The 20,302-nt window shown below is 70.8% G+C and carries 27 protein-coding genes; 24 read left to right on the top strand and 3 right to left on the bottom strand.

Features of this window, described 5'->3' with window-relative positions; translation table 11 throughout:
• Positions 1-15: 15 nt before the first annotated feature.
• From AB0898_RS29905 to AB0898_RS29880, 6 genes are all read left to right on the top strand, one after another.
• Complete coding sequence (locus AB0898_RS29905; protein ID WP_366806170.1) at positions 16-495, top strand: hypothetical protein; 480 nt, start codon at positions 16-18, stop codon at positions 493-495.
• Positions 492-800 carry a hypothetical protein gene (locus tag AB0898_RS29900; protein WP_366806169.1) on the top strand — a complete coding sequence of 103 codons (309 nt, stop codon included), beginning with the start codon at positions 492-494 and terminating at the stop codon, positions 798-800. The genes AB0898_RS29905 and AB0898_RS29900 overlap by 4 nt, the downstream gene beginning before the upstream one ends.
• A 128-nt stretch (positions 801-928) precedes the next feature.
• Positions 929-3,127, top strand: coding sequence for an ATP/GTP-binding protein (locus AB0898_RS29895; protein ID WP_366806168.1), 2,199 nt, complete (start codon positions 929-931; stop codon positions 3,125-3,127).
• A 464-nt stretch (positions 3,128-3,591) separates the two neighbouring features.
• Entirely contained in the window at positions 3,592-4,011 is a 420-nt protein-coding gene (locus AB0898_RS29890) for a conjugal transfer protein TraB (RefSeq protein WP_366806167.1), read from the top strand.
• A gap of 84 nt (positions 4,012-4,095) precedes the next feature.
• Entirely contained in the window at positions 4,096-6,240 is a 2,145-nt protein-coding gene (locus AB0898_RS29885; RefSeq protein WP_366806166.1) for a chromosome segregation protein ParM, read from the top strand.
• Positions 6,241-6,316: 76 nt separating this feature from the next.
• Positions 6,317-6,505 (top strand): hypothetical protein, encoded by a 189-nt coding sequence (locus AB0898_RS29880; RefSeq protein ID WP_366806165.1) that lies wholly within the window; start codon positions 6,317-6,319, stop codon positions 6,503-6,505.
• Position 6,506: 1 nt separating this feature from the next.
• On the opposite strand, the gene AB0898_RS29875 is transcribed toward AB0898_RS29880, so the two are convergent.
• Positions 6,507-6,668, bottom strand: coding sequence for a hypothetical protein (locus AB0898_RS29875; RefSeq protein WP_366806164.1), 162 nt, complete (start codon positions 6,666-6,668; stop codon positions 6,507-6,509).
• 220 nt (positions 6,669-6,888) lie between these two features.
• On the opposite strand from AB0898_RS29875, the gene AB0898_RS29870 reads away from it, so the two are divergent.
• The 18 genes from AB0898_RS29870 (at position 6,889) to AB0898_RS29785 (ending at position 17,851) form a co-directional block, all read left to right on the top strand.
• On the top strand, positions 6,889-7,383 hold the full coding sequence (locus AB0898_RS29870) for a hypothetical protein (RefSeq protein ID WP_366806163.1): 495 nt from the start codon (positions 6,889-6,891) through the stop codon (positions 7,381-7,383).
• Between the two features lie 59 nt (positions 7,384-7,442).
• Positions 7,443-8,234, top strand: a complete 792-nt coding sequence (locus tag AB0898_RS29865; protein ID WP_366806162.1) for a hypothetical protein — start codon at positions 7,443-7,445, stop codon at positions 8,232-8,234.
• 48 nt (positions 8,235-8,282) lie between these two features.
• A complete protein-coding gene (locus tag AB0898_RS29860; RefSeq protein ID WP_366806161.1) occupies positions 8,283-8,534 on the top strand; it encodes a hypothetical protein in 252 nt (83 codons plus the stop codon).
• Between the two features lie 257 nt (positions 8,535-8,791).
• A complete protein-coding gene (locus tag AB0898_RS29855; protein WP_366806160.1) occupies positions 8,792-9,256 on the top strand; it encodes an RRQRL motif-containing zinc-binding protein in 465 nt (154 codons plus the stop codon).
• A 116-nt stretch (positions 9,257-9,372) separates the two neighbouring features.
• Entirely contained in the window at positions 9,373-9,882 is a 510-nt protein-coding gene (locus tag AB0898_RS29850) for a hypothetical protein (RefSeq protein ID WP_366806159.1), read from the top strand.
• Complete coding sequence (locus tag AB0898_RS29845) at positions 9,879-10,229, top strand: hypothetical protein (protein WP_366806158.1); 351 nt, start codon at positions 9,879-9,881, stop codon at positions 10,227-10,229. Before AB0898_RS29850 ends, AB0898_RS29845 begins: the two co-directional genes overlap by 4 nt.
• Complete coding sequence (locus AB0898_RS29840; RefSeq protein ID WP_366806157.1) at positions 10,226-11,209, top strand: ATP-binding protein; 984 nt, start codon at positions 10,226-10,228, stop codon at positions 11,207-11,209. The genes AB0898_RS29845 and AB0898_RS29840 overlap by 4 nt, the downstream gene beginning before the upstream one ends.
• A gap of 108 nt (positions 11,210-11,317) precedes the next feature.
• On the top strand, positions 11,318-11,620 hold the full coding sequence (locus tag AB0898_RS29835) for a hypothetical protein (protein WP_366806156.1): 303 nt from the start codon (positions 11,318-11,320) through the stop codon (positions 11,618-11,620).
• A gap of 90 nt (positions 11,621-11,710) precedes the next feature.
• Positions 11,711-12,385 carry a GGDEF domain-containing protein gene (locus AB0898_RS29830; RefSeq protein WP_366806155.1) on the top strand — a complete coding sequence of 225 codons (675 nt, stop codon included), beginning with the start codon at positions 11,711-11,713 and terminating at the stop codon, positions 12,383-12,385.
• Positions 12,382-12,825: a hypothetical protein gene (locus AB0898_RS29825; RefSeq protein ID WP_366806154.1), complete on the top strand. Its 444-nt coding sequence runs from the start codon at positions 12,382-12,384 to the stop codon at positions 12,823-12,825. Before AB0898_RS29830 ends, AB0898_RS29825 begins: the two co-directional genes overlap by 4 nt.
• Entirely contained in the window at positions 12,822-13,115 is a 294-nt protein-coding gene (locus AB0898_RS29820; RefSeq protein ID WP_366806153.1) for a hypothetical protein, read from the top strand. Before AB0898_RS29825 ends, AB0898_RS29820 begins: the two co-directional genes overlap by 4 nt.
• 19 nt (positions 13,116-13,134) lie before the next feature.
• A complete protein-coding gene (locus tag AB0898_RS29815) occupies positions 13,135-13,341 on the top strand; it encodes a hypothetical protein (protein ID WP_366806151.1) in 207 nt (68 codons plus the stop codon).
• Positions 13,341-13,823: a hypothetical protein gene (locus AB0898_RS29810; protein WP_366806150.1), complete on the top strand. Its 483-nt coding sequence runs from the start codon at positions 13,341-13,343 to the stop codon at positions 13,821-13,823. Before AB0898_RS29815 ends, AB0898_RS29810 begins: the two co-directional genes overlap by 1 nt.
• On the top strand, positions 13,823-14,005 hold the full coding sequence (locus AB0898_RS29805) for a hypothetical protein (protein ID WP_366806149.1): 183 nt from the start codon (positions 13,823-13,825) through the stop codon (positions 14,003-14,005). Before AB0898_RS29810 ends, AB0898_RS29805 begins: the two co-directional genes overlap by 1 nt.
• A gap of 74 nt (positions 14,006-14,079) precedes the next feature.
• Complete coding sequence (locus AB0898_RS29800; protein ID WP_366806148.1) at positions 14,080-14,736, top strand: histidine phosphatase family protein; 657 nt, start codon at positions 14,080-14,082, stop codon at positions 14,734-14,736.
• Positions 14,737-14,743: 7 nt separating this feature from the next.
• On the top strand, positions 14,744-15,898 hold the full coding sequence (locus tag AB0898_RS29795; protein ID WP_366806147.1) for a hypothetical protein: 1,155 nt from the start codon (positions 14,744-14,746) through the stop codon (positions 15,896-15,898).
• On the top strand, positions 15,898-16,839 hold the full coding sequence (locus AB0898_RS29790; protein WP_366806146.1) for a phosphotransferase: 942 nt from the start codon (positions 15,898-15,900) through the stop codon (positions 16,837-16,839). Before AB0898_RS29795 ends, AB0898_RS29790 begins: the two co-directional genes overlap by 1 nt.
• Positions 16,796-17,851: a hypothetical protein gene (locus AB0898_RS29785; RefSeq protein ID WP_366806145.1), complete on the top strand. Its 1,056-nt coding sequence runs from the start codon at positions 16,796-16,798 to the stop codon at positions 17,849-17,851. Before AB0898_RS29790 ends, AB0898_RS29785 begins: the two co-directional genes overlap by 44 nt.
• Before the next feature lie 264 nt (positions 17,852-18,115).
• On the opposite strand, the gene AB0898_RS29780 is transcribed toward AB0898_RS29785, so the two are convergent.
• Positions 18,116-19,090, bottom strand: coding sequence for a ParB/RepB/Spo0J family partition protein (locus AB0898_RS29780; RefSeq protein WP_366806144.1), 975 nt, complete (start codon positions 19,088-19,090; stop codon positions 18,116-18,118).
• Complete coding sequence (locus AB0898_RS29775; protein WP_407078429.1) at positions 19,087-20,175, bottom strand: ParA family protein; 1,089 nt, start codon at positions 20,173-20,175, stop codon at positions 19,087-19,089. The genes AB0898_RS29780 and AB0898_RS29775 overlap by 4 nt, the downstream gene beginning before the upstream one ends.
• Positions 20,176-20,302 lie beyond the last annotated feature (127 nt).

Below are 20,302 nucleotides of genomic sequence, written 5' to 3'. Positions count from 1 at the left end.
GAGGGAATCCCCGCCGTGAACAGCAACAACGACCCGAAGTACGCACCTCTGCGCGATGTCGCGCAGAGTCCGGAGGCAACCGCCCGGTACCTGGCCGACGTTCAGCGGGTCCTGCTGGACATCGGCAAGAACTTGGAGACCCTCGCCATCGAGACCCGCGTGCACCTGCGCGAGACGCACGTGGAGGGCGACCGCTGGTACCACGCCAGGCTGCGGGCGATGCCCGTGGAAAAGGCCCTCGGGCAGGTTCTCAAGAACCTGAACAACCTCACCGAGGGCCTGGAAAAGAGCGCCTATAAGCGCCGTGCCCACGATGAGGCCGTAGTGAATACGGCCAAGGACCGGAAGGAAAAGGAGCTGGAAAGGGTGCGGAAGAAGAACCCGCCGACCCTCCAGGCCGCGCCCAATCCGCCCCAGCAGGGTGCGCAGGGCCAGAATTCCGGGTATGGTGGTCCCACGTCGATTTACGACCTCGGTAAGAGGGAGTCGGCGTGACGCGCCCCCTCAGCAGTGCCGAACGCTCCATTCAAGGGCGGAACAGCTGGCTGCGGGATGAAGAGCGCAAGGCGATCGAAAGTCGCGGGGAAGTCGGCCGGATGGAATTCTGGCTCCGCGTTACTCGGTCTGAAATCACGAGGGAAATCAAGGCCGGACGCGGCGATGTCATCGCCGCTTTCACGCTGGTCTGCCGCCTCTTCAAGCTGGTCTTGGAGAGGCGGCAGGCGGGCGACCCGCGGCTGTTCGACCACCTCATGCAGTACGCGGACACCGTCCTGAAGCAGCACGGCCCGCGTAGCTGAGCGTCACCCACGAAGGCCCCGCCGGGCTCCGGCGGGGCCTTGCGCGCGTAAAGCGTGCACACGTGCACGTGCACGCGCGTGCACACGAGACCCCACTGTCTGTCAAGTCCCCTGGAAGGGAGGTGCCCGTGTCCGACGAGCCCGACGACGCTGGCGGAGGAACCCTGGTCCACGGCCCGTGGAGCGGCGATTCCATGTACTCGCTGCCGCCGACCCCGGATTTCATCGACACCATTCCGCCGCCGGAAGGCATTCCCGCCGCTCCCCCGGAGACTCCGGAGGAGACGACGATGGAACTGCCGCCGATTCCGGCCGCCCCGGACCCGGTAACGGCGCTGCGTTCCGACGGAATTGCCGCACCGGAAGCCGGTGAAGGCGAAGGCGAATGCGAGGAAGGGGAATATGAACAGCCTCGTTCTCTCGCTGACCGTCTCGGTGACTGGCTGGAATTCCGGCTGGAAATGGCGCGGACCAACCATGAAAGCGAAGCGCCTTTCCGTGAGGCTGAAATAGCACGGAAGGCGGCGCTGCTGGAGGGCCGCACCGCGCAGGAAGTCGCGATGATGGAGCAGAACGGAAAGCTCCACGCCGCGATGATGAAAGCGAAGGGTGACAAGGCGGCGGCGCGCGGAAAGGCCGACGCCGACCGCACGAAGTCGTCCGCCTCCGGCCTGGGGGCGGACAAGGGCCGCTCGAAGGCCGGCGGCGGGGGCGGGTCCTCGCGCGGTGGGGGCGGCAGCGGTTCGGTCCGCAACAACTCCGGCGCCGGGCCGAACCGGTCCGGGGCCTCGCGCGGCTCCAACTCCGGCGGCCTCGGCGGCCGTTCGGGGAACGGATCGACCGGGGGCGGAGGCGGCAGGGGCGGCACGAAGGGCTCCCAGTCGGGCTCTGGCGGCCGCGCAGCCGGTTCCGGGCGCAGCGGTCAGTCCGGGGGGTCGAAAGGCTCTCAGACGGGCTCTGGCGGCTCCGGCCGGAACGGCAATTCCCGTGGTGACGGCGCCAGTCAGACGTCCGGCGCCCGTGCCGAGCGGGCCCGCGGCCGCCAGGAGCGCGCCGGGGCCCGGCAGGCCGGGCGGCAGGAGCGGCGCACCGCCGGTCACGCCGCCGGTGTTGCGGACCGGAGCAAGGACCGCGACCAGGCCCGCGCCCAGAAGCAGCAGGCGTGGGAGGACCGCCGGGCCAAGAAGACGGAGCGGGCGGAGGCACGGAAGGCGAAGCGGGAAGCCGCGGCGTCGGCCAACCCCGGCCGCACCACGCTGGGCAAGGCCATCGGTGAGGAAGCCCAGCGCCGCTTCGACAAGCGCCGCGCCGGTGCGAAGGCCGCCGCAGACGCGAAAGACGCCAAGGCGGCCGGCACCGAGAAGGTGAACCTGACCAAGGACAAGGACTCCAAGGCCAAGGGCACCGACGGCAAGGACGCCAAGACCGGCAAGGACACCCCCGACGGGGCCTCCAGCACCGCGAAGGACGGCAACGCGGATACCCCGGGCACCGACTCAACGGCCGGTGACGGGGCGTCTGACGGTGCGAAGAAGCGGCGGCGCTTCCGCCGCCGGCGCACCGGCGGCACAGGCCGCGCCGGACGGCGCGGACGCACCCGCCGCACCGGCCGGACGGGGCGCGGTCGTACGGGTCGTGCCAGCCGTGCCGGTCGGCGCGGCCGTCCGGCGGACAGCCCGTTCGGCGAAGAGGACTCCACACCGACGTGGGAGTGGCTCGGGCGTCCGGCCCGCTTGCCGCGTACGGACAGCAAGGGCGAGGACGACATCGTCGACGCGGACATCGTCCCCGACGGTCCCGCAGCCATGACGACCGGCGTGCGGGGCCTGCCGCCCGCCCCGGAGCCGCACACCGCACGGCCCGGCACCAGCCGACCGACCAGCACGGAAGGGAGCAGCGTGAGCAGCTCGCAGGTCAGCAGGCCGTCCGGTGGGGGTGGCCTCGCCGCCCAGCACCGCACGGACATCACGTTCGACGAGTACCTGATGGAGATGGCGAACATCGCCATCCAGGCCGCCTCCGACCAGGAGCGGGCCGAAGCCCTCGCGGAGGCTCTGGGCAAGGTGGCCGACGCCTTGCGGGACATGGCCACCGATCTGATCGGCGACCACAACGTCACCACCAAGGTCACCGAGCTGATCTCGGACCTGGCCGACGCCGCGGCCCGCATGAAGCTGCAGGCCGAACGGTGTGCGATCGAGTGCGGGCTCGCCCTGGAGGCCGCCAAGCTCGCGGCCGCGATGGTCGCCCGCGTGTACGGCCAGGACATGGCGGCCAAGGAAGACGCCGGCCTGAAGTACGTGTCCGCCGCCGCCCACCACGACTGATGCACAGGCAAACCGTCATTCGGGTGTTCGGGACTGAGCGCACCGTCCGCACCGAGCAGACCGGCACCGAGCGGCAGCTGGAGGCGGCACATCAAGGCGCCGTGAAGGCCGCATTGCAGGAGATGTACGCCGCTGTTCCGGCAGCCGACAAGCAGCGCCTGGCGGCCCGCCTGCGCGAGCAGGCGAGGTCAGCCGACGGCGCGAGGGCGGAAGCCTTGAAGGAGGCGGCCGCGGCTGTTGGCCGCCACCGGTTCACCGCTCCGAAGAGCCGGTGGGCCGACATACGGCGAACCCCGCGGAAAGTGCAGTACACGCTGTCGCCTCAAGACGTGCTGGATCAGCACAGCGAAGTGACACACGAGTACGTCCAGGAAGCACTTCCGACGCCGGAGCCGCCCTCCCCGCCGGCGGCAGCCGAGCGCACCGAGCACCCAGCAAACACGATCACGAAGGGTGAGTTGTCGATGAGTAGTGACCTCACACCGCGCGGCACCAGCGCGGCGCCCGCCGTGGCCGACGGCGACAACCGCTACAAGGCCGTCCAGGCCAAGCTCGACGCCCTCGGGCGCGCGCTGGATGACGCCGGGCTCGGCCTTGAGGAGCTGATGCTCAGCATCCGCAAGAACGCCAAGCGTGCTGAGGACGCGGCCTGCGACGTCGCCAACGCCGACCTCGACCCGAAGTTCGTGGAGCTGACCAGCAACGTCGGCGTCGCCCTCGGGGGCGCCGGTGTGCAGGTGGGGAAGCTGCACGACACCGCGCAGGAGACCGCCGATCTCACCTACGAGACCAAGCGGACCCACTCGAAGCTGTACGGCGCGCTGGACGACATCCGCTCCAACCGGCGCGAGAAGACGCCCCGCCCGGGGTTCTTCAACCGCTGACCCGCTCCCCCACCCACCCCTCACCACGGGCGGCCCCGCACACCTCGCGGGGCTGCCCGTGCTCATCTGCCGAAGGAGAAGCCGGTGACCACGCCGCGCAGCGTCGCGCTCGAACGCCTCGCCTACACCCTCGCCGCGCCCATGCTGGCCGTGGCGCCGAACCTCTACCCCGACAGCCCCGTCAACCAGGTCGTGCAGCTCGCCGGCGCGGCCGGGCTCGGCGGCTGGTTCCTCGCCTACAAGAGCGATGAGCCCGGCGCCGGGCGCAAGATCCTGCGCTGGTCCCCGCTGGTCCTGGCCGCCGCCGTCGATGTCGCCGCCGGGCACACCACCGGCTTCGGCCCGTACTGGCTGGACGGGCTGCTCGCCGCCGGATGGGCGGCGGCCGGCTACCTGGTGATGCCGTTCTCCCGGCACACCCGCCGCCGTCACCGTCCCGCCGTCGCGGCCCCGGCCCCGCAGCTGGCGCCGGCCGAAGCGCCCGAGCCGACCCCGGTCGTCCCGGACGACGGAGCCGACCTTGTCACCCGCGACGCGCGTTTCCTTTGGGAGCAGGCCGGGATGCCCGGCCGCACCCACATCGTCAAGGCCACCCGGCACACCGGGATGCAGCACGATATGACGATCCTGCTGCGCGCCTCGGAGACCGGACGCCCGATCACCGGCCTCACCGAAGCCGCGGTCGCCGCGCCGTTCGGCGTGCACTCCAGCGACGTCGTCCTGGCGGAGGTCGCCATCCAGCCCGGCCGCCAGGGCGGCCCCGGCTGGATGGAGGCCCGCATCACCCCCGACGCCAACCAGCGCCGCCGCAAGGCCCCCACCGACCAGGAGCGCTGGGTGGACAAGGTCGGCTCGCCCAAGGGCGGCGCCCCCGGCTCCGAGCTGGTCCACAAGACCCGTGACGACGAACGCGGCGTCACCTTCTACCGGGCCAAGATGGCCGACTCCACCGAGACCCCGCGCATCGACCTCGCCAAGGTCTGCCGCGGACTGAAGCTGCCCGAGGACGACTCCTGCGTGTTCGTCCTCATCGACGGCAGCGAGTTCCTGATCAGCGTGTTCGACTCCCCGCCGCTGTCGCAGATCTTCCGGGCGACCCGCGAGCTGCTTACCCCGGACTCCAAGGGCATGTACGTGTGCGGGTACACCATCACCGGCCAGCCGGTGAAGACGATGGTGTACCAGCACGACAAGAACGCCCCGGCGCACGGCCTGACCCTCGGGGTCAGCCGGTCCGGCAAGACGCAGTTCTTCGCGATCCACATGGCCGCCCAGTCCCTGGACGGCGAGGTCGTGTGGCTGGGCACCGTCCGCAAGGACGAGAAGACGAGCGTGCTCGGTCGGTACATCGACCGGCAGGGCTCGAACGCGCTGTGGATGGCCCGCTCGCTGCGGGCGGCGAAGGCGCTGTGCGAGATCAGGGCGGACATGCCCTGGCCGCACGACGGCCAGCCGCACGACTACAAGCCGGGTGACCCGCGCTGCCCGTACCGGCAGCTCAACGTCTACGGCGATGAGTTCATGACCGCGGCGCAGGACGCGGAGTTCGGCGAGTTCATCCAGAAGGACGGCGAGGACCTCACGGTCACCGGCCTGAAGTACGGGATCGGCTTCAACCCGGCCGGGCAGTCGCCGTTCGCGCACAACGGGTTCTCCACGGAGATGAAGGACAACTTGCGCCAGAACTCGAGGCCCGTCATCTTCAACATGGGTTCGCCTGGCGCCACCCGCAAGGCGGCGGAGGGCACCATGGAGAACGCCTACGACGTGCCGACCATCCCGGCCCGCTACTCCCGCACCGAGGGCTCCGCGATCGAGCGGGCCATGCGCGGCGAGGCCGACCCCGAGAACGGCGTCAGCACGGGCGGCGTCGCGGTCATCGTCCTCGACAACGGCCGCGCCGTCCTGATGCGGTCGCTGTACGCGGACTTCGACACCGACCTCTCCGAGCTGTTCCCCGACGAGGTCAACCGGCTCACCGACCACGAGATCAGCGAGCTGGAGAAGCGCGGCCTGTGGTTCGACTGGAACGAGCCCGTACGGCCCGGCGAGTTCTGGCCCGAGCCCGACGAGGACGACGACGGCGAGGGCCGCTCCCGCCGTCGCGGCGGCGGAGGCGGAGGCGGCAAGGGCGGCGGTCGCGGCTCCAAGGGCGGCAGTCGCCGCTCCGAGCAGGTCGCCTCTCCCCGCCAGGCGCTGGAGGCCATCAAGAGCCTCACCGACGCCTGATCACACCCACCCATCCCCGGGGCCGACCTGCCCGAGCACGGCCGGCCCCACCCCCTTGTGAAGGAGCACCACCACCGTGGCCCTGTCCATCTCCGCCGCCGTGCTGCTGGGCATCATCGTCTTCGTCCTGGTCAAGGGCGGCTACGTCCGCGTCGGCTCCGCGCTGGCCTGCACGCTGTTCGGCTTCACCCTCGCCGCGACCGGCCTGGCCCCGACCATCAACAGCGGCCTGGCCTCGCTCGCCGGGATGATCTCCAGCTTCTGACCTACGCCTCATCCCACGGCGGGTCGGGCGTGTAGTTGAGGCCGTCGCAGAAGCGGCAGTCCCACTCCGACGGGATCTCCCACTTGTCGACCCAGAAGCCGACCTGCTTGCCGACGAAGTAGTTGTCCCCGCCGCACCAACCGCACTCGAAGACGAACTCCACCCGATTCCCTCCACCGCGCCTGTCGGATCGAGGATGCCCGGGGCGCCGGTGCGGTGACTACCCACCCGTCAGCCTCAACTCACCTGCTGCACAACGCCGAAGGGCGCCGCCGGACACGACTCCGGCGACGCCCTTCGCCGTTGCGCGGACCCCTCCCCCACGCCCCTCCCGGCCGCCACGGCCAGGAGGGCGCGCCCCTCCCGCGTGATCGGAGAAACCGATGGACCCGATGAACACCACCCAGTCCGGCCTGCCCGAGTCCGAGGCCGCGGCCGAAGCCCGCCGTCTGCTCGATGAGTGGGCGGGCAAGCCCGTACGCCACCACCCCACCTCGTTCCGCGACGACACCGAGCCGCCGGCCTTCGGCTCCACCCCGCCCGTGCGGCAGGAGGACCACCGGATCGTCCCGGCCTGGGCGGCCGGGATCGCGGTGGCCTCCATCGGCGTCGGCGCCGGGATCACCGGCATCGGCTGCGGTGCCTGGCTCGTGCTCCAGGGCCTGTCCTCGGTCACGTTGAACGGCGTCCTCATGGTCACCCTGCCGTTCGCGGGCCTGGCCATGGCCGCCACCGCCATCGGCGGCGCGATCAGCAAGGCCCGCGCGGCCGTCACCAGGAACGTCTTCGAGGGTCCGGTCACCCACCACACCGAGATCCACAACAACAGCACCACGCGCGGCGCGTTCTTCGCCCGCACCCGCAACGAGATCCGCTGACCGGCTCCGGCCAGCCCGCACCGCCCACCGATCCCCTTCGCCGAAGGAGCAGCTACGCCATGCCCAGCAACGACAAGCCGGTCAACGGCCAGGAGAACCCGTCCTTCCTCGACGTGCTCAACCAGATGCCGCCCGTGCCGCCGGCCCCCGAACTGGACGGCAAGCACGGCACCGGGCGGTTCGCGCGGGTGCGCGCCGCGTGGAAGGAGTCGTGGGAGGAGGGCGGCTTCCTCTACCAGCGGTGGGAGGAGGTCTTCCAGGCCCGGAACGCCAGCTGGCACGAGGTCGCCAACTGGATCAAGGCCGCCGCGCTGTTCGGCGGGCTCAGCCTCATCGTGCTGATGCTCGACACCGCCGGGGACATCGCCTCCGCCACGCTCAAGGGCCTGTCCGCCGTCCCGGCGTCCGGCGCCGGTGACGGCGGCGGCCTGTGGGGCACGGTCGACCACCCCGTCCGCGTGTTCCTCGCCGATCAGGCCGCGCACCTGTCCGTCGCCCCGGCCGCCCTGTACGCGTTCTGGCAGCTGACCGGACTGGTCGGCCTGGTCGGCGGGTTCTTCGGCAACGCCGGCGCCCGCATCGCCTGGCTGCTGTTCGGGATCGGAAGCCTCGCCATGATCTGGTCCACCACCCCGGCCGGGGGCCGCGCCGCCGCCACCGGGCTCGCCGCCCTGATGTGGGCGCTGGCCAGCATGTTCGCCCTGCGCGGCCTGACGCTTCGGCCCGTGGTCCACAACCACCCGCCGCAGTACCAGTTCAACCCCGCGCTCCACCTGCACGCCACGATCCCCGCCCCGACCCCGGCGGGCGACGACCTCGGTCCCGACAACGTCCACCCGCTCCAGCGCTGACCGGCCCCGCCCCGTCCCGCACCACTACCGCGCACCGAAGGGAACCTGATGAAGCCGCAGCTGGAGAACACCGAGTTCTGGGTCGGCACCTTCCACGGGAGCCACGACGGCCTCCCCGCCAAGGTCACCGCGACCCGCGACGACACCCGCACCGAGCCGTACGCCTGGACGTGCACGTGCGGCGCGTCCCGCTCCTTCCCCACCGAGCAGGACGTGTGGCCCACCGCCTGGCGCCACACCCACCCGAACCGCCTCGACCGGCTGCGGTCGTGGGTCCGCCACTTCCGCACCGCCCGCTGACCTGACGCCCTGCCTGGCCCTCGCCCACCCCGCACCCCGGGGCCGGGCGAGGACCGGACAGGCCGCCCGGCCGCACGTAGCGCCCCGCCGACACCAGCACGACGTCGGCGGGGCGCAGCGCTGTCCACCGACCCGTTGGAGGAACCGCTCGTGCTCATCCCCCGCCCGCGCCGCCGGATCGGCCGGCCCCGCCCGCAGCGCCCCGGCCCCCGCTACCCGCACCGCCCCGACCGGCTGCCCGGCGCCTGGAGCAGGTGATGCCGCGCCCGAGGAAGAAGCGCCGCCGCCGCGAGGTGAACCGGGTGCCGCGCGGCGAAGCAGGACTGCCCGAGTACGACCGCAGCACGGTGCCCGAAGGGCTCGTGACCAGGCGGCAGTTACGGGACATGCAGCTGAGCCCCGGCGACAACGAGGGTCCGGTCGCGATCCTGCGCTGCAAGCTGTGCGCCACCCGGCCGCAATGGTCGTGCACCCACCCCACCCGCGGCTTCCTGCTCCGCGTCGACCTGGCCAAGCCCAAGAGGACGCCGACGCTCGCTCAGGAGTGGGCCCTCGATCAGGCGATGGCAGCTCGGCAGACCTGTGGCCAGTGCCGGAGGCGTTTCTACATCTGCCTCTCGAAGAAACTCGGCTGCTGCCTTGAGTGCTTCGACGGAACCCCCGTCGACCCCAGCAGCCTCATGACCCTCCCGGCCCCGGCCATTCACCGGCTGGCCGCGTGAGCCAGCCCCGTCCCGACCACACAGGCCGGGACGGGGCCCGCACAACCGGGCGGCCGCAGCACCGGCAAAGGCCGGCCGCCCACTCCCTCACCCATCGATATCAGGAGAACCCCAGCATGACGCATCGCCCCGCCGTCTTCGCCGCCCTGCTCGGACTCACCCGCGCCGGGAGCGCGATCGGAGACTTCTGGGTGCAGTCGGACTTCTGCGCCCGTGTGAAGGGCGCCTCCGACGACCACCCGGTCACCTACGTCGACCCGGCCACCGAGGAGAAGACCACCCACGGCACGGCCGACGGCCGCAAGGCGTGCCTGACGCACTGCCTGACCTACACGGCCACACAGGCGATCATCGCCGGGGCCGGCGCCCGCGCGCTCGGCATCAAGGTCCACCCGGCCGCCGCCGCGGCCGCGCTCGCCATCTCCTTCACGACCCACTACGCCGCGGACCGCCGCGTCCCGGGCAAGGGCCTGCTGGAGAAGATCGCCACCAAGACCGGCAAAGGCGGCTTCTACCGCCTCGCCGACTTCGGCATGAACGGCGCCTTCCACCTCGACTCCGCCTGGCACCACGGCTGGGAAACCGTCGCGGCCGTGGTCGCCACCACCAAGGCCACCACCCGGTGACCGCCCGCCCCCGCACCCGCCTTGACCGCGTGCGCGCCTCCGTCGGCATCGCCCAGCTCGCCCTCCAGCAGATCGAGGACGACCTGAGCGCCGACGACGTCGACGGCCCGGAGCTCGCCGCGATCCTGCGCGAGCTCCAGGAGGACATCGACGTCCCCGGCGGCCTCATCCCCGCGCTCGCGCAGGTGGTCAGCACCGCCGCGCGGCGGGCGGAGCAGATCGAGCCGGACCGCGACGGTGACGCCTCCTGCCCCCTGCACGAGGCCGCCGCGCTGCTCACCGACAACGCCGGGCAGCGCCTGAACTGGGCTGCCCGCCCCCTCGACCCGCAAGGAGACCCCGAATGACCTCGGTGCTGTACCCGAACCTGCCGGAGAACGGGCTAATCGTGCTGATCGGCGCCTCCGGAGCGGGCAAGTCGACCCTGGCCCGCACCTGGCCGGCCTCCCAGGTCCTCTCCCTCGACGGCCTGCGCGGGATGGTCAGCGACGACCCCGGCGACCAGAGCGCGACCGGCGACGCCGCCGACGTCCTCAAGCTGGTCCTGGAGCGCCGGATGGCCCGCAAGCTCAACACGGTCATCGACGCCACCAACGTCGAACAGCCGGTGCGGGTGGAGCTGGTGATGGCCGCCAAGCGGCACGGGATGCCGACCGTCGCGGTCGTCGTCGCCACGCCGCTGGACGTGTGCCTGGAGCGGCAGGGCCCGCGGCCGGACAACCGGCGCGTGCCCGAGGACGTCGTCCGCTCCCAGCACCAGGCCATGGTCCACTCCCACCAACGGCTCGCCGCCGAAGGCTTCAACACGATCGTCTTCGCCGACGCCCTCTACCGCCTGGAGCCGTTCCTCAAGCGGCTCTCCCAGGTACGGGAGGCCGACCTCGGGCGCGACGGCAGCGACGGCCTGGGCGACCTGTGGCTGGCCCGCCGCTTCTTCGGCCCGGAGATCCTGCCGTTGTGGCGGTGGCGGCCGGGCTCGGACCTGGTGACCGGCCGGGACCGCGTCGCGGAGATCCGCCTCGGTCAGCAGTACCTCACCCTGGCGCTGCGCGAAGACGTCGACGGCGAGGGCGACTTCGGCTTCGACGTCCTGCTCCCCTGCCCCGCCGACCCGGAGTGCGCCGGGCAGGCGTGGGCGCCGGCCTACTCGGTCACCGACCTGCACAAGGCGCTGACCAGCGCCATGGACAGCGACCCGGACATCGTCTGCACCGTCCACGGCGGGCCCGACGACGTCGACCAGGAGGCCGACGACCACGCCCTCCAGAACGACGACCCCGAGGGCCGCGCCGACCTGGAAGCGCAGTACGCGGACGCGGTCGCGTGATCCACGCGGTGTGACGGGCGCTCCGTGCCGCCCCGGCCTCCAGCACCACGGAGGCCGGGGCGGTCGCAGTGGTCCCTCACCACCGAGCACAGAGAGGAGCTGGACGTCATGTACCTGCGCATCTACGAGGTCGACGTCCCGATACACGACACCACCGACCCGGCCCGGCGCGGCGTGCACGTCTTCACCGGCGTCGCCGACTCCCCCGCCGCGGCCCTGCGCCGTGCGCACGAGGTGTACGACGCCGCGCTCGCCGCGCAGCAGGCCGGACTCGAGATCCCCGGCAGGCAGCCGGACAGCTGGGGAGCGCGCGGGCTCCGGCCCGGCTGGCAGATGGAGTGGCCCGCCGCGAAGGCCGGCCTCTGGAACAACCCCGTCAGCTGGTCGACCCGCAGCGACTTCGCGCTGTAGCTCCGCCCCGGGACAGCCGCTCTGCTTGGCGGCTTCGTCGGCTGCCCCGGGCCCATCCATCCCGTACGAGACGAGACGGAGAACCCAAGTATGTCGTCCCTCCTGCGCGTTCAGGGCCGGATCGGCCAGCGCACCCTACTGACGACCGCCGCCGTGCCGTTGACCGGCCGGGCGGTCCACGCGGTCGCGCTGCACAAGCAGCTCGCCGCGACGCGGAAGGACCCGTTGACCGGGGTGCTGCGCCGCGACTCCTACACCGCCCGCGCCCGCCGACTCCTGGCCCGCCACGGCGACGACACGGTGCTGGTCATGGTCGACGCCGACCACTTCAAGCGGATCAACGACATGGCCGGGCACCCCGCGGGGGACGCCGTGCTCTCCGCGTTCGGCGCCCGGCTCACCGCGTGGGCGGGCCCGCGCGCGTCCGTCGGCCGTCTCGGTGGTGACGAGTTCGCCGTCGTTCTGGAGCTGCCCGCCGGCCTCCTGGAGCAGCGCCTCGCGCAGCTGGTCCGCATGCTGCACACCCCCGTCGTCATCGAGGACGGCCGCACCGTCGACGTGGCCGCCTCGGTCGGCGTCGCGACCCCGGCTGCGGTCGGCTCCCGCGACCTGAGCCTGTTGCAGCGGGCCGCCGACGCCGCGCTGTACGACGGCAAGCACACCGGCCGCGCGGTCCTCGCCTCGCCCGCGCACATCACGGTGCCGTCCATCAACGGCCGTCGCGCTGGACGCCCGGGAACAGCCGTCTGGGGGCGGGCGGCATGAGCACCGCGACCCTGCCCGAGGGCGACTGGATCCGCGGCATCAGCGCCCAGCAGCCGCACGCCACCTGCATCCTGACCGGCGCCAAGGGCATCGAGAACCGCCCCCGTCCCTGGAGCTGGCGCGGCTGGATGCTCCTACACGCGGGCCAGCGGATCGACCGGCCCGCCCTGCGCGTCCCGCTGGTCGCCCGCACGATCCGCAGCCGGGAGCTGACCACCGGAGCCGTGATCGGCATCGCGCGCCTGGTCGACTGCCACCAGGACCCCGAGGGATCCGAGCCCTGCACGCCGTGGGCGCAGAGCGGCACCTGGCACCTGGTCATCCAGGACGTCCAGGAGCTGCCGCTGCCCGTCCCCGCCGCCGGGCAGCTCGGGCCCTGGAAGCCGACCGAGGACCTGCTGAACAGCGTGTTCCAGCAACTGCCCGCCTTCCTGCCGTGACCCGGGCGGCCCGCACGAAGCAGAAGCCGCCGTTCGAGCCGGGCCTGATCCCGGCTCCCGGCGAGCTTCTCGTCTGGCGCGACGCCCGGCACTTCGACCGCTGGCAGGACCTCCCCTGCACGCTGTGCGGCCGGCCCACGCCCATGCGCTCCCACCCCGAAGAGCCGGTGCACAAGGCCTGCGCGGAGAACTGGATCACCTCCAACCCCACGGAAGCCCGCCTCGGGCGGTTCGCCTCCGACCTCGCGCCGAAGCCCAAGTCCAAGAAGGGCCAAGGCGACCACGCCTGACCTCCACCTGGAGGAACCCATGAGCAGCACCGACCGCGACGTCGACCACGCCCTCGCCTACCCCGAGCCGCCGGCCTCGCCGCTGTGGCACCGCGCTGGTGCGAAGGCCCGGCCGCTCACCCCCGCAGAGCAACGGCGCAACCGCGAGCTCCTGGTGCTCGCGCAGAAGCACCCGACCCGACCCCGCTCCCCTCGCACCACCGAGACCCTGGCGGAGGCCAGCTGATGGACACCACGCACTACGCCGTCGACGGCTGGGTCGACGCGATACCCGTCCCCGGCCCGCGCGGCACCGTCACCTTCGACCTGGTCGTCCGGCCCGCCGACATCGACACGCTCGACGACGACGCCCCCGACACGGTCGTCACCTGCACCAGCGGCGACCCTCGCATCACCCACGAGCTGCTGAACGGCATCCAGCCCGGCGACCTGCTGCGCGCGACCGGCACCCTGGTCCGGCCGCTGGCGCCCGGCGAGCGCGCCCGGCTCACCCTGGACGCCCTGGAGGTCCTGGACACCGCGCTGGTCCCGGTCCTGCGGGAAATGGTGCTCGACAGGTACGGCGACTACGTCGTCATCTTCGACGCCGACACCGACGCCGTGCCCGTCTTCACCGCGCACGGGACATGGGTCGGCCTGGCGGACAACCCGGACGCCATCGCCACCCTCATCGACATCCACGAGCGCGTGAACGGCGGCGACGCCTGATGGCCGCCACCACCGAGCAGCCCCGGATCGTCCTGGAGCGCTTCCCTGCCGGAGGGCCCCGCGGCTCCTGGCCGGCCGAAGAGTTTGCCGCCGCCCAGCGCGATCAGGGAACGCAGGCGCAGGTCGTGATGGACCTGCGCACCGACCAGTTCCTCGTGGTCACCCCCAGCTCACCCCAGTAGCACCCACCACAAGCGCCGTGCCTGCCGCCACGGCAGGCACGGCGCTTGTCTGGAACGACACACAGAGGACGGAGATGCTCTTCCTCGTTCGTCACGCTGAATCCGTTGAAAACGCCACCAAATACACCGGCTTCTACGAGAACCCCCGTCCATGGACCGGGCCAGCCGCGCACGCCCTGTCACGGGATGTCGTCGGCCTGACACCCCGCGGCTTCCTCCAGTGCCTGTGGCTGCGGAAGACGCTGCTCGACCTGACCGGACCCGACCCGGCCATCCACACCTCGCAGTACCGCCGCGCCCTCGACACCGCCGTGCTCGCTCTGCCCGGCCTGCCCTACGAGGTGACCGCGCTCCTCAATGAGCAGCACTACGGCGCAGCCACCTATATGACTAAGGAAGAGTTGTACGCCACCTACCCCGAGGGCGCTCAGGACCGGCAGACCCGCAAGCACCTGTGGACGCCCCCCGGCGCCGACGGGGAGTCCCTCACCAGCGGTGTCCTGCGGCGGGCCAGGTCGTTTGTCGACGGCCTGCCCACCACGTCCACGGACGTTGTGGCGTTCACACACCACACCACGATCCTCGCGCTGCGCGCCCTCCTGGAACGCCGGCCGGTAACCGAACTGGTCGACGAAGCCCGCGCGCGCAAGACACCCAACGCCGCCGTCCTGGTCTACGAGCAGGACGGCGGCCTGTTCCACGCTCGCGGCACCCTCCACCCGGACTGCTGAGGAGGCCATGACCATGACCGTGCTCTACCTCAACGGGCCCGTCCAGAACGGCCCCTTCACTCTCGCCGCCCGGCCCGGGAAAGCAGCCGGAATCCGCGCGGCCGAAGCCCTCAACACCCTCCTCGGCGCCGAGCCCGTCCCGCATCTGTGGAACACCGTCACGCTGGCCGGAGACCTGCGCCACCGTGCCGCTCCCGACCGGGACACCGTCGGCCGCCAGGAGCGGGAGGACCACCTGATCGCCGCCAAGTACGAGCCGGGCCCAGCCCCGGCCGGCGGCGTCCTCACCGACACCGCGCCCGCCGTGGTCACCCTCGCGCTGGAGATGACCGAACACCTCCTGGCCGAGGGAGCCCTGGCAGTCGTCCCCACCGCAGTCCGTCTGTGCACCTGCTGCGGCCACATGACCGGCGTCATCGCCCACACCTGCCGGGCCTGCGGCCACCACGATGCCCGGCCCCACACCCGGCGGCTCCTGGTCTGGGACCGGCCCCCCGACACACCGGCGCTCACACGCGACGACTTCCACGCTCACCCGGCCCGGGCGCCGGGCCATCTGCTGACCATCGCCCAGAACGTACCGGCCCGGCTGATCCTGTCCCGCACCCGCGACCACGGCATCAGCCTCGCGCCCCTCGGACTCGACGGCCTGGTCCTCGACCCACGAGCGGCCCTCCACATCGCCGCGCTGGCCGCTGCAGACCTGCACGGCGCCACGCAGCCGGTGATGACGATCACCGAGAACGCCGCCGCGAACGTCGCCGCCTACGGGGCCCTGTTCCGCCGGCGCAACGCAACGCGGCTGCGGTACGCGCTGCACGGACGCATCCCGTACGACGACACCGGGGCACTGCAACGGCTGTGCGAGGTACACCGCGTCAGCCAGACGCAACGAGAGCAGTTCCTCACCTGGTTCCTGCCCCTGTGCTCCCTGCACCTCCGCTCAGGCATCACCCCGGCGCAGCTCGGCGGCCTGCTCAAATTCTGGCGCCGCGCCCACCTGGCACGACCACACACTCCCCGGAGTGTCGTCTCCGCCGAACTGCGGCGCCGCGTCGCGACGGGTGATATGCGCTGGGTCATGGACGCCCCGACCCTGTCCCAGGCCATCCCCGAACACCCGGTCACCCACGGCTCCACAGAGCCGGAAGGAGCGAGCTGATGAACGAGACCACCTGGCGGCTCGTCAAGAAGCGGACCGCCGCCGACGGCGCCGTGTACGTCTCTGCCGACGGACGCCGATACCGGCGCACCGGCGGGCCCGAACTCCAGGCGGAGGCCACCTTCCAGCGCCGGATCGCGGACCTGGACTACCCGGTCCCGCACGTTCTGGAGGAGGGCGTCACCGACGACGGCCACTACTACGTCGTGGAAGAGTCGCTCGGCGATCAGACCCTGCACGAGCGGGCGGTAGCGGCGCTGGACGGCGGCCGCGCCCTGGCCGACGACATCACCGACACCGCCGCGCAGGTCGCCGCCCGGCTGCTGCGCGCTCAGGCCGCCCACCGTGTCGAGCCCACGCCCGGCACGCTACGGCAGTGGCTGGAGGGCGCCGGGTTCACCCAGAACGTCTTCCAGGAGAACCCCGACCTGGACAACCCCCGCACGCACGCCGCGCTCGACCACGCGCTGGACCGCCTCGCCACGGTTCCGCTCGTGAGGGGCCACCTCGACTACGGCCTGCCCAACGTTCTGCCGACCGGGGTCATCGACTGGCAGCACCACGGCCTGGTCCCCCTCGGATACGACGTCCTCCCAGCCCTGGAAATCATCGCCTTCAAGGGCGGCACCAAGGGCTACACCGCCAGCCCCGGCCAGCGCCACCGCTACCTTGCCGCGCTGGACGACGCGAGCCGGACCACCACCGGACAACCGATCAGCCAGAACCTGGGCGCATACCTGCTCGTCAAGGCCCTGTTCTTCCTCGCCCTGATGCGGCCCGCCGACCCCTCCCGCACCGACAAGAACCTGAAGTGGCAATACCGCCGCCACCTCGTCACGAAGGGACTTGAGCAGTATGAGCGCACCGGGACGGTCGATACCGCCCTCTTCCCCGGCCTTGAGGAATTCGCTGCTGGGCACAGCGCTGGCGACCATCCGTGACCGCGACTACCTCCTGGACCGCACCGGAGTGATCTTCAAAGTCATCGGCGATGTCCACCCCGGCACGCACTTCCTCGGCTACGTCAAGTACTACCCCGACGCCCGCGGCGACCGGCTCCTGTTCGACCGGACCTACCGGCAGAACAGCGTCGTCTCCAAGGCGTTCGGAATCCTCGCCGACCGGCCCGAGTGCTACATCTACGCCCCCGCCGTGGGATGCGTCATCACCGGCGTGCCCCGCGAGGACATCGTCACCCACTACTCCTGCCGCCAGACCCTTGCCGCACTGCACCAGGCCCCCCACCTCCTGGACACCACGGCGGTCAGCGAGGACCTGCTCGCCATCATCAACTGGATCGTCACCGCCGGCGCCGCAGACGTCATCGGCGTCACCGGGTCCTTCCTGGTCGGTGCCCACAACGCCCGCTCCGACATCGATCTGGTCTGCTACGGACCGCGCGGCTACGAGGCGGCACAAGCGCTGTTCGCCGAACGCGCCCTCATCCACCCCTACGAGGGCGAGAGCCTCACCCGGCTGTACCTGCGGCGCGCCAAGTACATGGTGGGAGGAAGCTTCGACGCCCTCATGCGCCAGGAGGCCCGCAAGCTCCAGGGCCTGACCGCCGGCGCGGGAGCGCACATCAACTGTGAACCACTGAGGGCCGACGGTGACAAGACGTTCGCCGGGGTGGTGGCCAAAGAGGTCGGGGCGATCTCCGTCCTTGCCCGGATCACGGATCACTCCGAGGGCCTGGTCACGCCGGCGCTCTACGGGATCGAGGTGGACACCGTCACCGAGTCCACCGTCGACGAACCGTCCGTGTTCGCCCGCCGGATCACCCACCTACGCAGCTACCTCGGCGCGTACACCGGCGCGTTCCGCACCGGCGACATCGTCTACCTGTCCGGCCGACTGGTCCACATCCAAGGACCGGGCGCACACAACGGCTTCGGCATCGAGCTCACCCCGTGGTCAGCAGCCGAGTCCTTCCTCGCCAACCTGACCCGCTGAGATACGTACGGCGTTCATGGCCCGCGTTCACGGTGGCAGGGTCTGGGTGCTGCCGCCGTGAACCTGACGCCGTCCCGATTACTGCCATGCGACACCCGGCAGCATTGGTCAGCACCGCCGGCCTCCCGAACCCCGACACGGCGCCCCTGCACCTGGACAGCCTGACAGCACGACAACCAAAAGGCCCGTACTCCCCAGCGAAGTGCCGCAGGGGGTACGGGCCTTTCTGCGTTCCGGAGCCTTAACCGGGTTAAGGCCCAAGAGTCAGCCGTCTACCATCAGTAGCAGCACCAGTTCCTCGCGATGTTCGGCCGACATGTGCATCCGAAGCTGGTCGTTGAACCATGCCGGATCCCCCCACGGCAGATCTTGCCCCCCGACAGGCTCCGACTGCCCCTTAACCGGGTTAAGACCCTCGGGGGACTGTTCGGCGACCGTCACCGCCCCCGAACCCTGCGAAGGGATCGGACTCGGAGTCGTTGACGACTTCTCGGCCGGATCACTTGCTGGTTTGGACCGAGGCTTCCGGGGTGCCTTAACCCGGTTAAGGGCTGCGGCCGCCTCGGTCTCCTGCTGAGCGGCGGGGAGCCGGCCAATGCGACGGCCGTCCTTGACCGTCAACTCGCCCGACTCGACCTTCTCCTTCAGGTCCTCGGACAAGCCAAGGAGCGCCAGGCGCTGCGACACCCAGGCGCCGGACTTCCCGAGCCGCTTGGCCACCTTCTCCTGGCTACCGTGCTTGCTGAGCAGCTCCTGGATGGTCCTGGCCTGATCCAGCGGCGGAACGTCAACTCGGTGGACGTTCGCGATCAGCGCGGCTTCGAGCATGTCCTCGGCACTGGCAGCGAGGTCGTCGTTGACGTCGATCCGCAGCTCTGTCAGACCGGCGACAGCAGCGGCCGCGAGACGCCGGTTGCCGTCGATGACGATGTACTCGGCCTCCCCGATTTCAGCCTCTTGGCCGGGATGGACGCCGAGGAACGCTGCCCGCCGAACCACGGCGACAGGCTGGAGCTGACCCTTCTCCTTCAAGGAACCCGCAGTTTCTTCGATTTCGGTGAGCTCATCGCGCGGATTGAACGGGTTGTGGGCCAGCGCCGACAGCGCCACAGACACCGGCGGTCGCTTCCCCTCCCCGTTCATGATCTGCTGCCGAGTCCTGACGCGCCGGGGAGCAGGCTTCGTGTCCTGGCCGTCCTCGTCGAGACTGAACCCACGGGTCACTCGCTGAGCGGTCATACGGCCAGCTCCTTCGCCAGGTCGCGCATCACGTGCGCGTGCTCACTGTCGGGCGCGTACTCCAGCAGCGGGATCTCACCGTCTGCGGCTTCCCGCCCTTCCTTGAGGTCACCGATCACGGCCAGGACCGCAGGAGAACTGCTCTTCTCCCACTGCTCCTTGTTCTCCTTCACGAGCTTGCCGCGTCGGCTGTCGTAGGCGTTGACGATCAGACCGAGGTAGTCGACCTGAATACGGCCCTTGCGGCACAGGTCTTCCTTCTGAGTCTTCAAGAGCCGGAACGCCCTGTGCGACGCCTTGTTCGCCCACACTGGAGTGATGACGCCCGACCGGTCCGCGAGTTCACCATCGCGGCGCCGCACGTAGTACAGCGCGGTGTCCATATTCAGTCCCAGGCTCGGCGGACCGTCGATGATGATGACGTCGTACTCCGCCTCCAACGGCTCCATCGCCCGCTCCAGCGCGGCCTCGCTGAAGCTCACCTTGGACAGGGCCACGTCGCGGAGGAACGCATCGTCCGACGCCGGCAGCAGATGCAGCCGCTCACCGAACCGCTCGCCGTCCAAGGCCACCAGCAGGTCATGGATGTCGCCCTTGGCGGTGCCGTCCATGTGCATCATGAGCGTCTCGACATCGTCCTCATACATGAGGTCCTCGAAGCCGAGTTCTGCGGTGAGGTGCCCCTGCGGGTCGTAGTCGACGAGCAGGACGCGATGGCCAGCCTCTGCCAGGGCCTGTGCGATGCCAGAAGAGATGAACGTCTTCCCGACGCCGCCCTTCTGATTGGCCACTATCACCCGTACCACCGGCTGAGCCACCAACGGAGCGCTGGGGGAGGGGTGGTTGTCGAGCCACAGAGTGAGAGCCTGCGCCAACCCCTGAACGTAGGTGACGCCGCGCTCCGAGCAGGCCGACTTGAACTTGTCCGGCTCGCCAACGGGGAGGAACGTGCCCCACGTCTTCGATCCGTCGGTCTTGACCTCCGGAAGGCCGTCAGCTGCGTACCAGGCATTGATCGCGTGCTCGGCCGCGTCCTGGATGTCCATTCCGTGCTCGAAGGCGCGGATCTTCAGGTGCCTGCGCAACTGGGGAGTGAGAGCCGTAATTAGCTTCTCTCGCTCCCCTCGGGGGCTAGGGATGCTCATGAGGCCAAACATTACTAGGAGATCGGTTCGTGGACACGGTCGACAGTCCGCACGCCTCCGACTGCGT

The sequence above is a fragment of the Streptomyces sp. NPDC005435 genome, from assembly GCF_040703155.1.
Taxonomy (GTDB): domain Bacteria; phylum Actinomycetota; class Actinomycetes; order Streptomycetales; family Streptomycetaceae; genus Streptomyces.
Note: the sequence above shows the minus strand (reverse complement) of the source record. Positions and strands in the feature narration are given on the sequence as shown.

Excerpts from the sequence above, each read along its gene's own strand:
- AB0898_RS29795 (WP_366806147.1), top strand. The coding sequence starts at position 14,744 with ATGACCATGACCGTGCTCTACCTCAACGGGCCCGTCCAGAACGGCCCC.
- AB0898_RS29815 (WP_366806151.1), top strand. The coding sequence starts at position 13,135 with ATGAGCAGCACCGACCGCGACGTCGACCACGCCCTCGCCTACCCCGAG.
- AB0898_RS29860 (WP_366806161.1), top strand. The coding sequence starts at position 8,283 with ATGAAGCCGCAGCTGGAGAACACCGAGTTCTGGGTCGGCACCTTCCAC.
- AB0898_RS29790 (WP_366806146.1), top strand. The coding sequence starts at position 15,898 with ATGAACGAGACCACCTGGCGGCTCGTCAAGAAGCGGACCGCCGCCGAC.
- AB0898_RS29890 (WP_366806167.1), top strand. The coding sequence starts at position 3,592 with ATGAGTAGTGACCTCACACCGCGCGGCACCAGCGCGGCGCCCGCCGTG.
- AB0898_RS29865 (WP_366806162.1), top strand. The coding sequence starts at position 7,443 with ATGCCCAGCAACGACAAGCCGGTCAACGGCCAGGAGAACCCGTCCTTC.
- AB0898_RS29835 (WP_366806156.1), top strand. The coding sequence starts at position 11,318 with ATGTACCTGCGCATCTACGAGGTCGACGTCCCGATACACGACACCACC.
- AB0898_RS29830 (WP_366806155.1), top strand. The coding sequence starts at position 11,711 with ATGTCGTCCCTCCTGCGCGTTCAGGGCCGGATCGGCCAGCGCACCCTA.
- AB0898_RS29800 (WP_366806148.1), top strand. The coding sequence starts at position 14,080 with ATGCTCTTCCTCGTTCGTCACGCTGAATCCGTTGAAAACGCCACCAAA.
- AB0898_RS29850 (WP_366806159.1), top strand. The coding sequence starts at position 9,373 with ATGACGCATCGCCCCGCCGTCTTCGCCGCCCTGCTCGGACTCACCCGC.
- AB0898_RS29805 (WP_366806149.1), top strand. The coding sequence starts at position 13,823 with ATGGCCGCCACCACCGAGCAGCCCCGGATCGTCCTGGAGCGCTTCCCT.
- AB0898_RS29855 (WP_366806160.1), top strand. The coding sequence starts at position 8,792 with ATGCCGCGCCCGAGGAAGAAGCGCCGCCGCCGCGAGGTGAACCGGGTG.
- AB0898_RS29840 (WP_366806157.1), top strand. The coding sequence starts at position 10,226 with ATGACCTCGGTGCTGTACCCGAACCTGCCGGAGAACGGGCTAATCGTG.
- AB0898_RS29780 (WP_366806144.1), bottom strand. The coding sequence starts at position 19,090 with ATGACCGCTCAGCGAGTGACCCGTGGGTTCAGTCTCGACGAGGACGGC.
- AB0898_RS29870 (WP_366806163.1), top strand. The coding sequence starts at position 6,889 with ATGGACCCGATGAACACCACCCAGTCCGGCCTGCCCGAGTCCGAGGCC.
- AB0898_RS29810 (WP_366806150.1), top strand. The coding sequence starts at position 13,341 with ATGGACACCACGCACTACGCCGTCGACGGCTGGGTCGACGCGATACCC.
- AB0898_RS29825 (WP_366806154.1), top strand. The coding sequence starts at position 12,382 with ATGAGCACCGCGACCCTGCCCGAGGGCGACTGGATCCGCGGCATCAGC.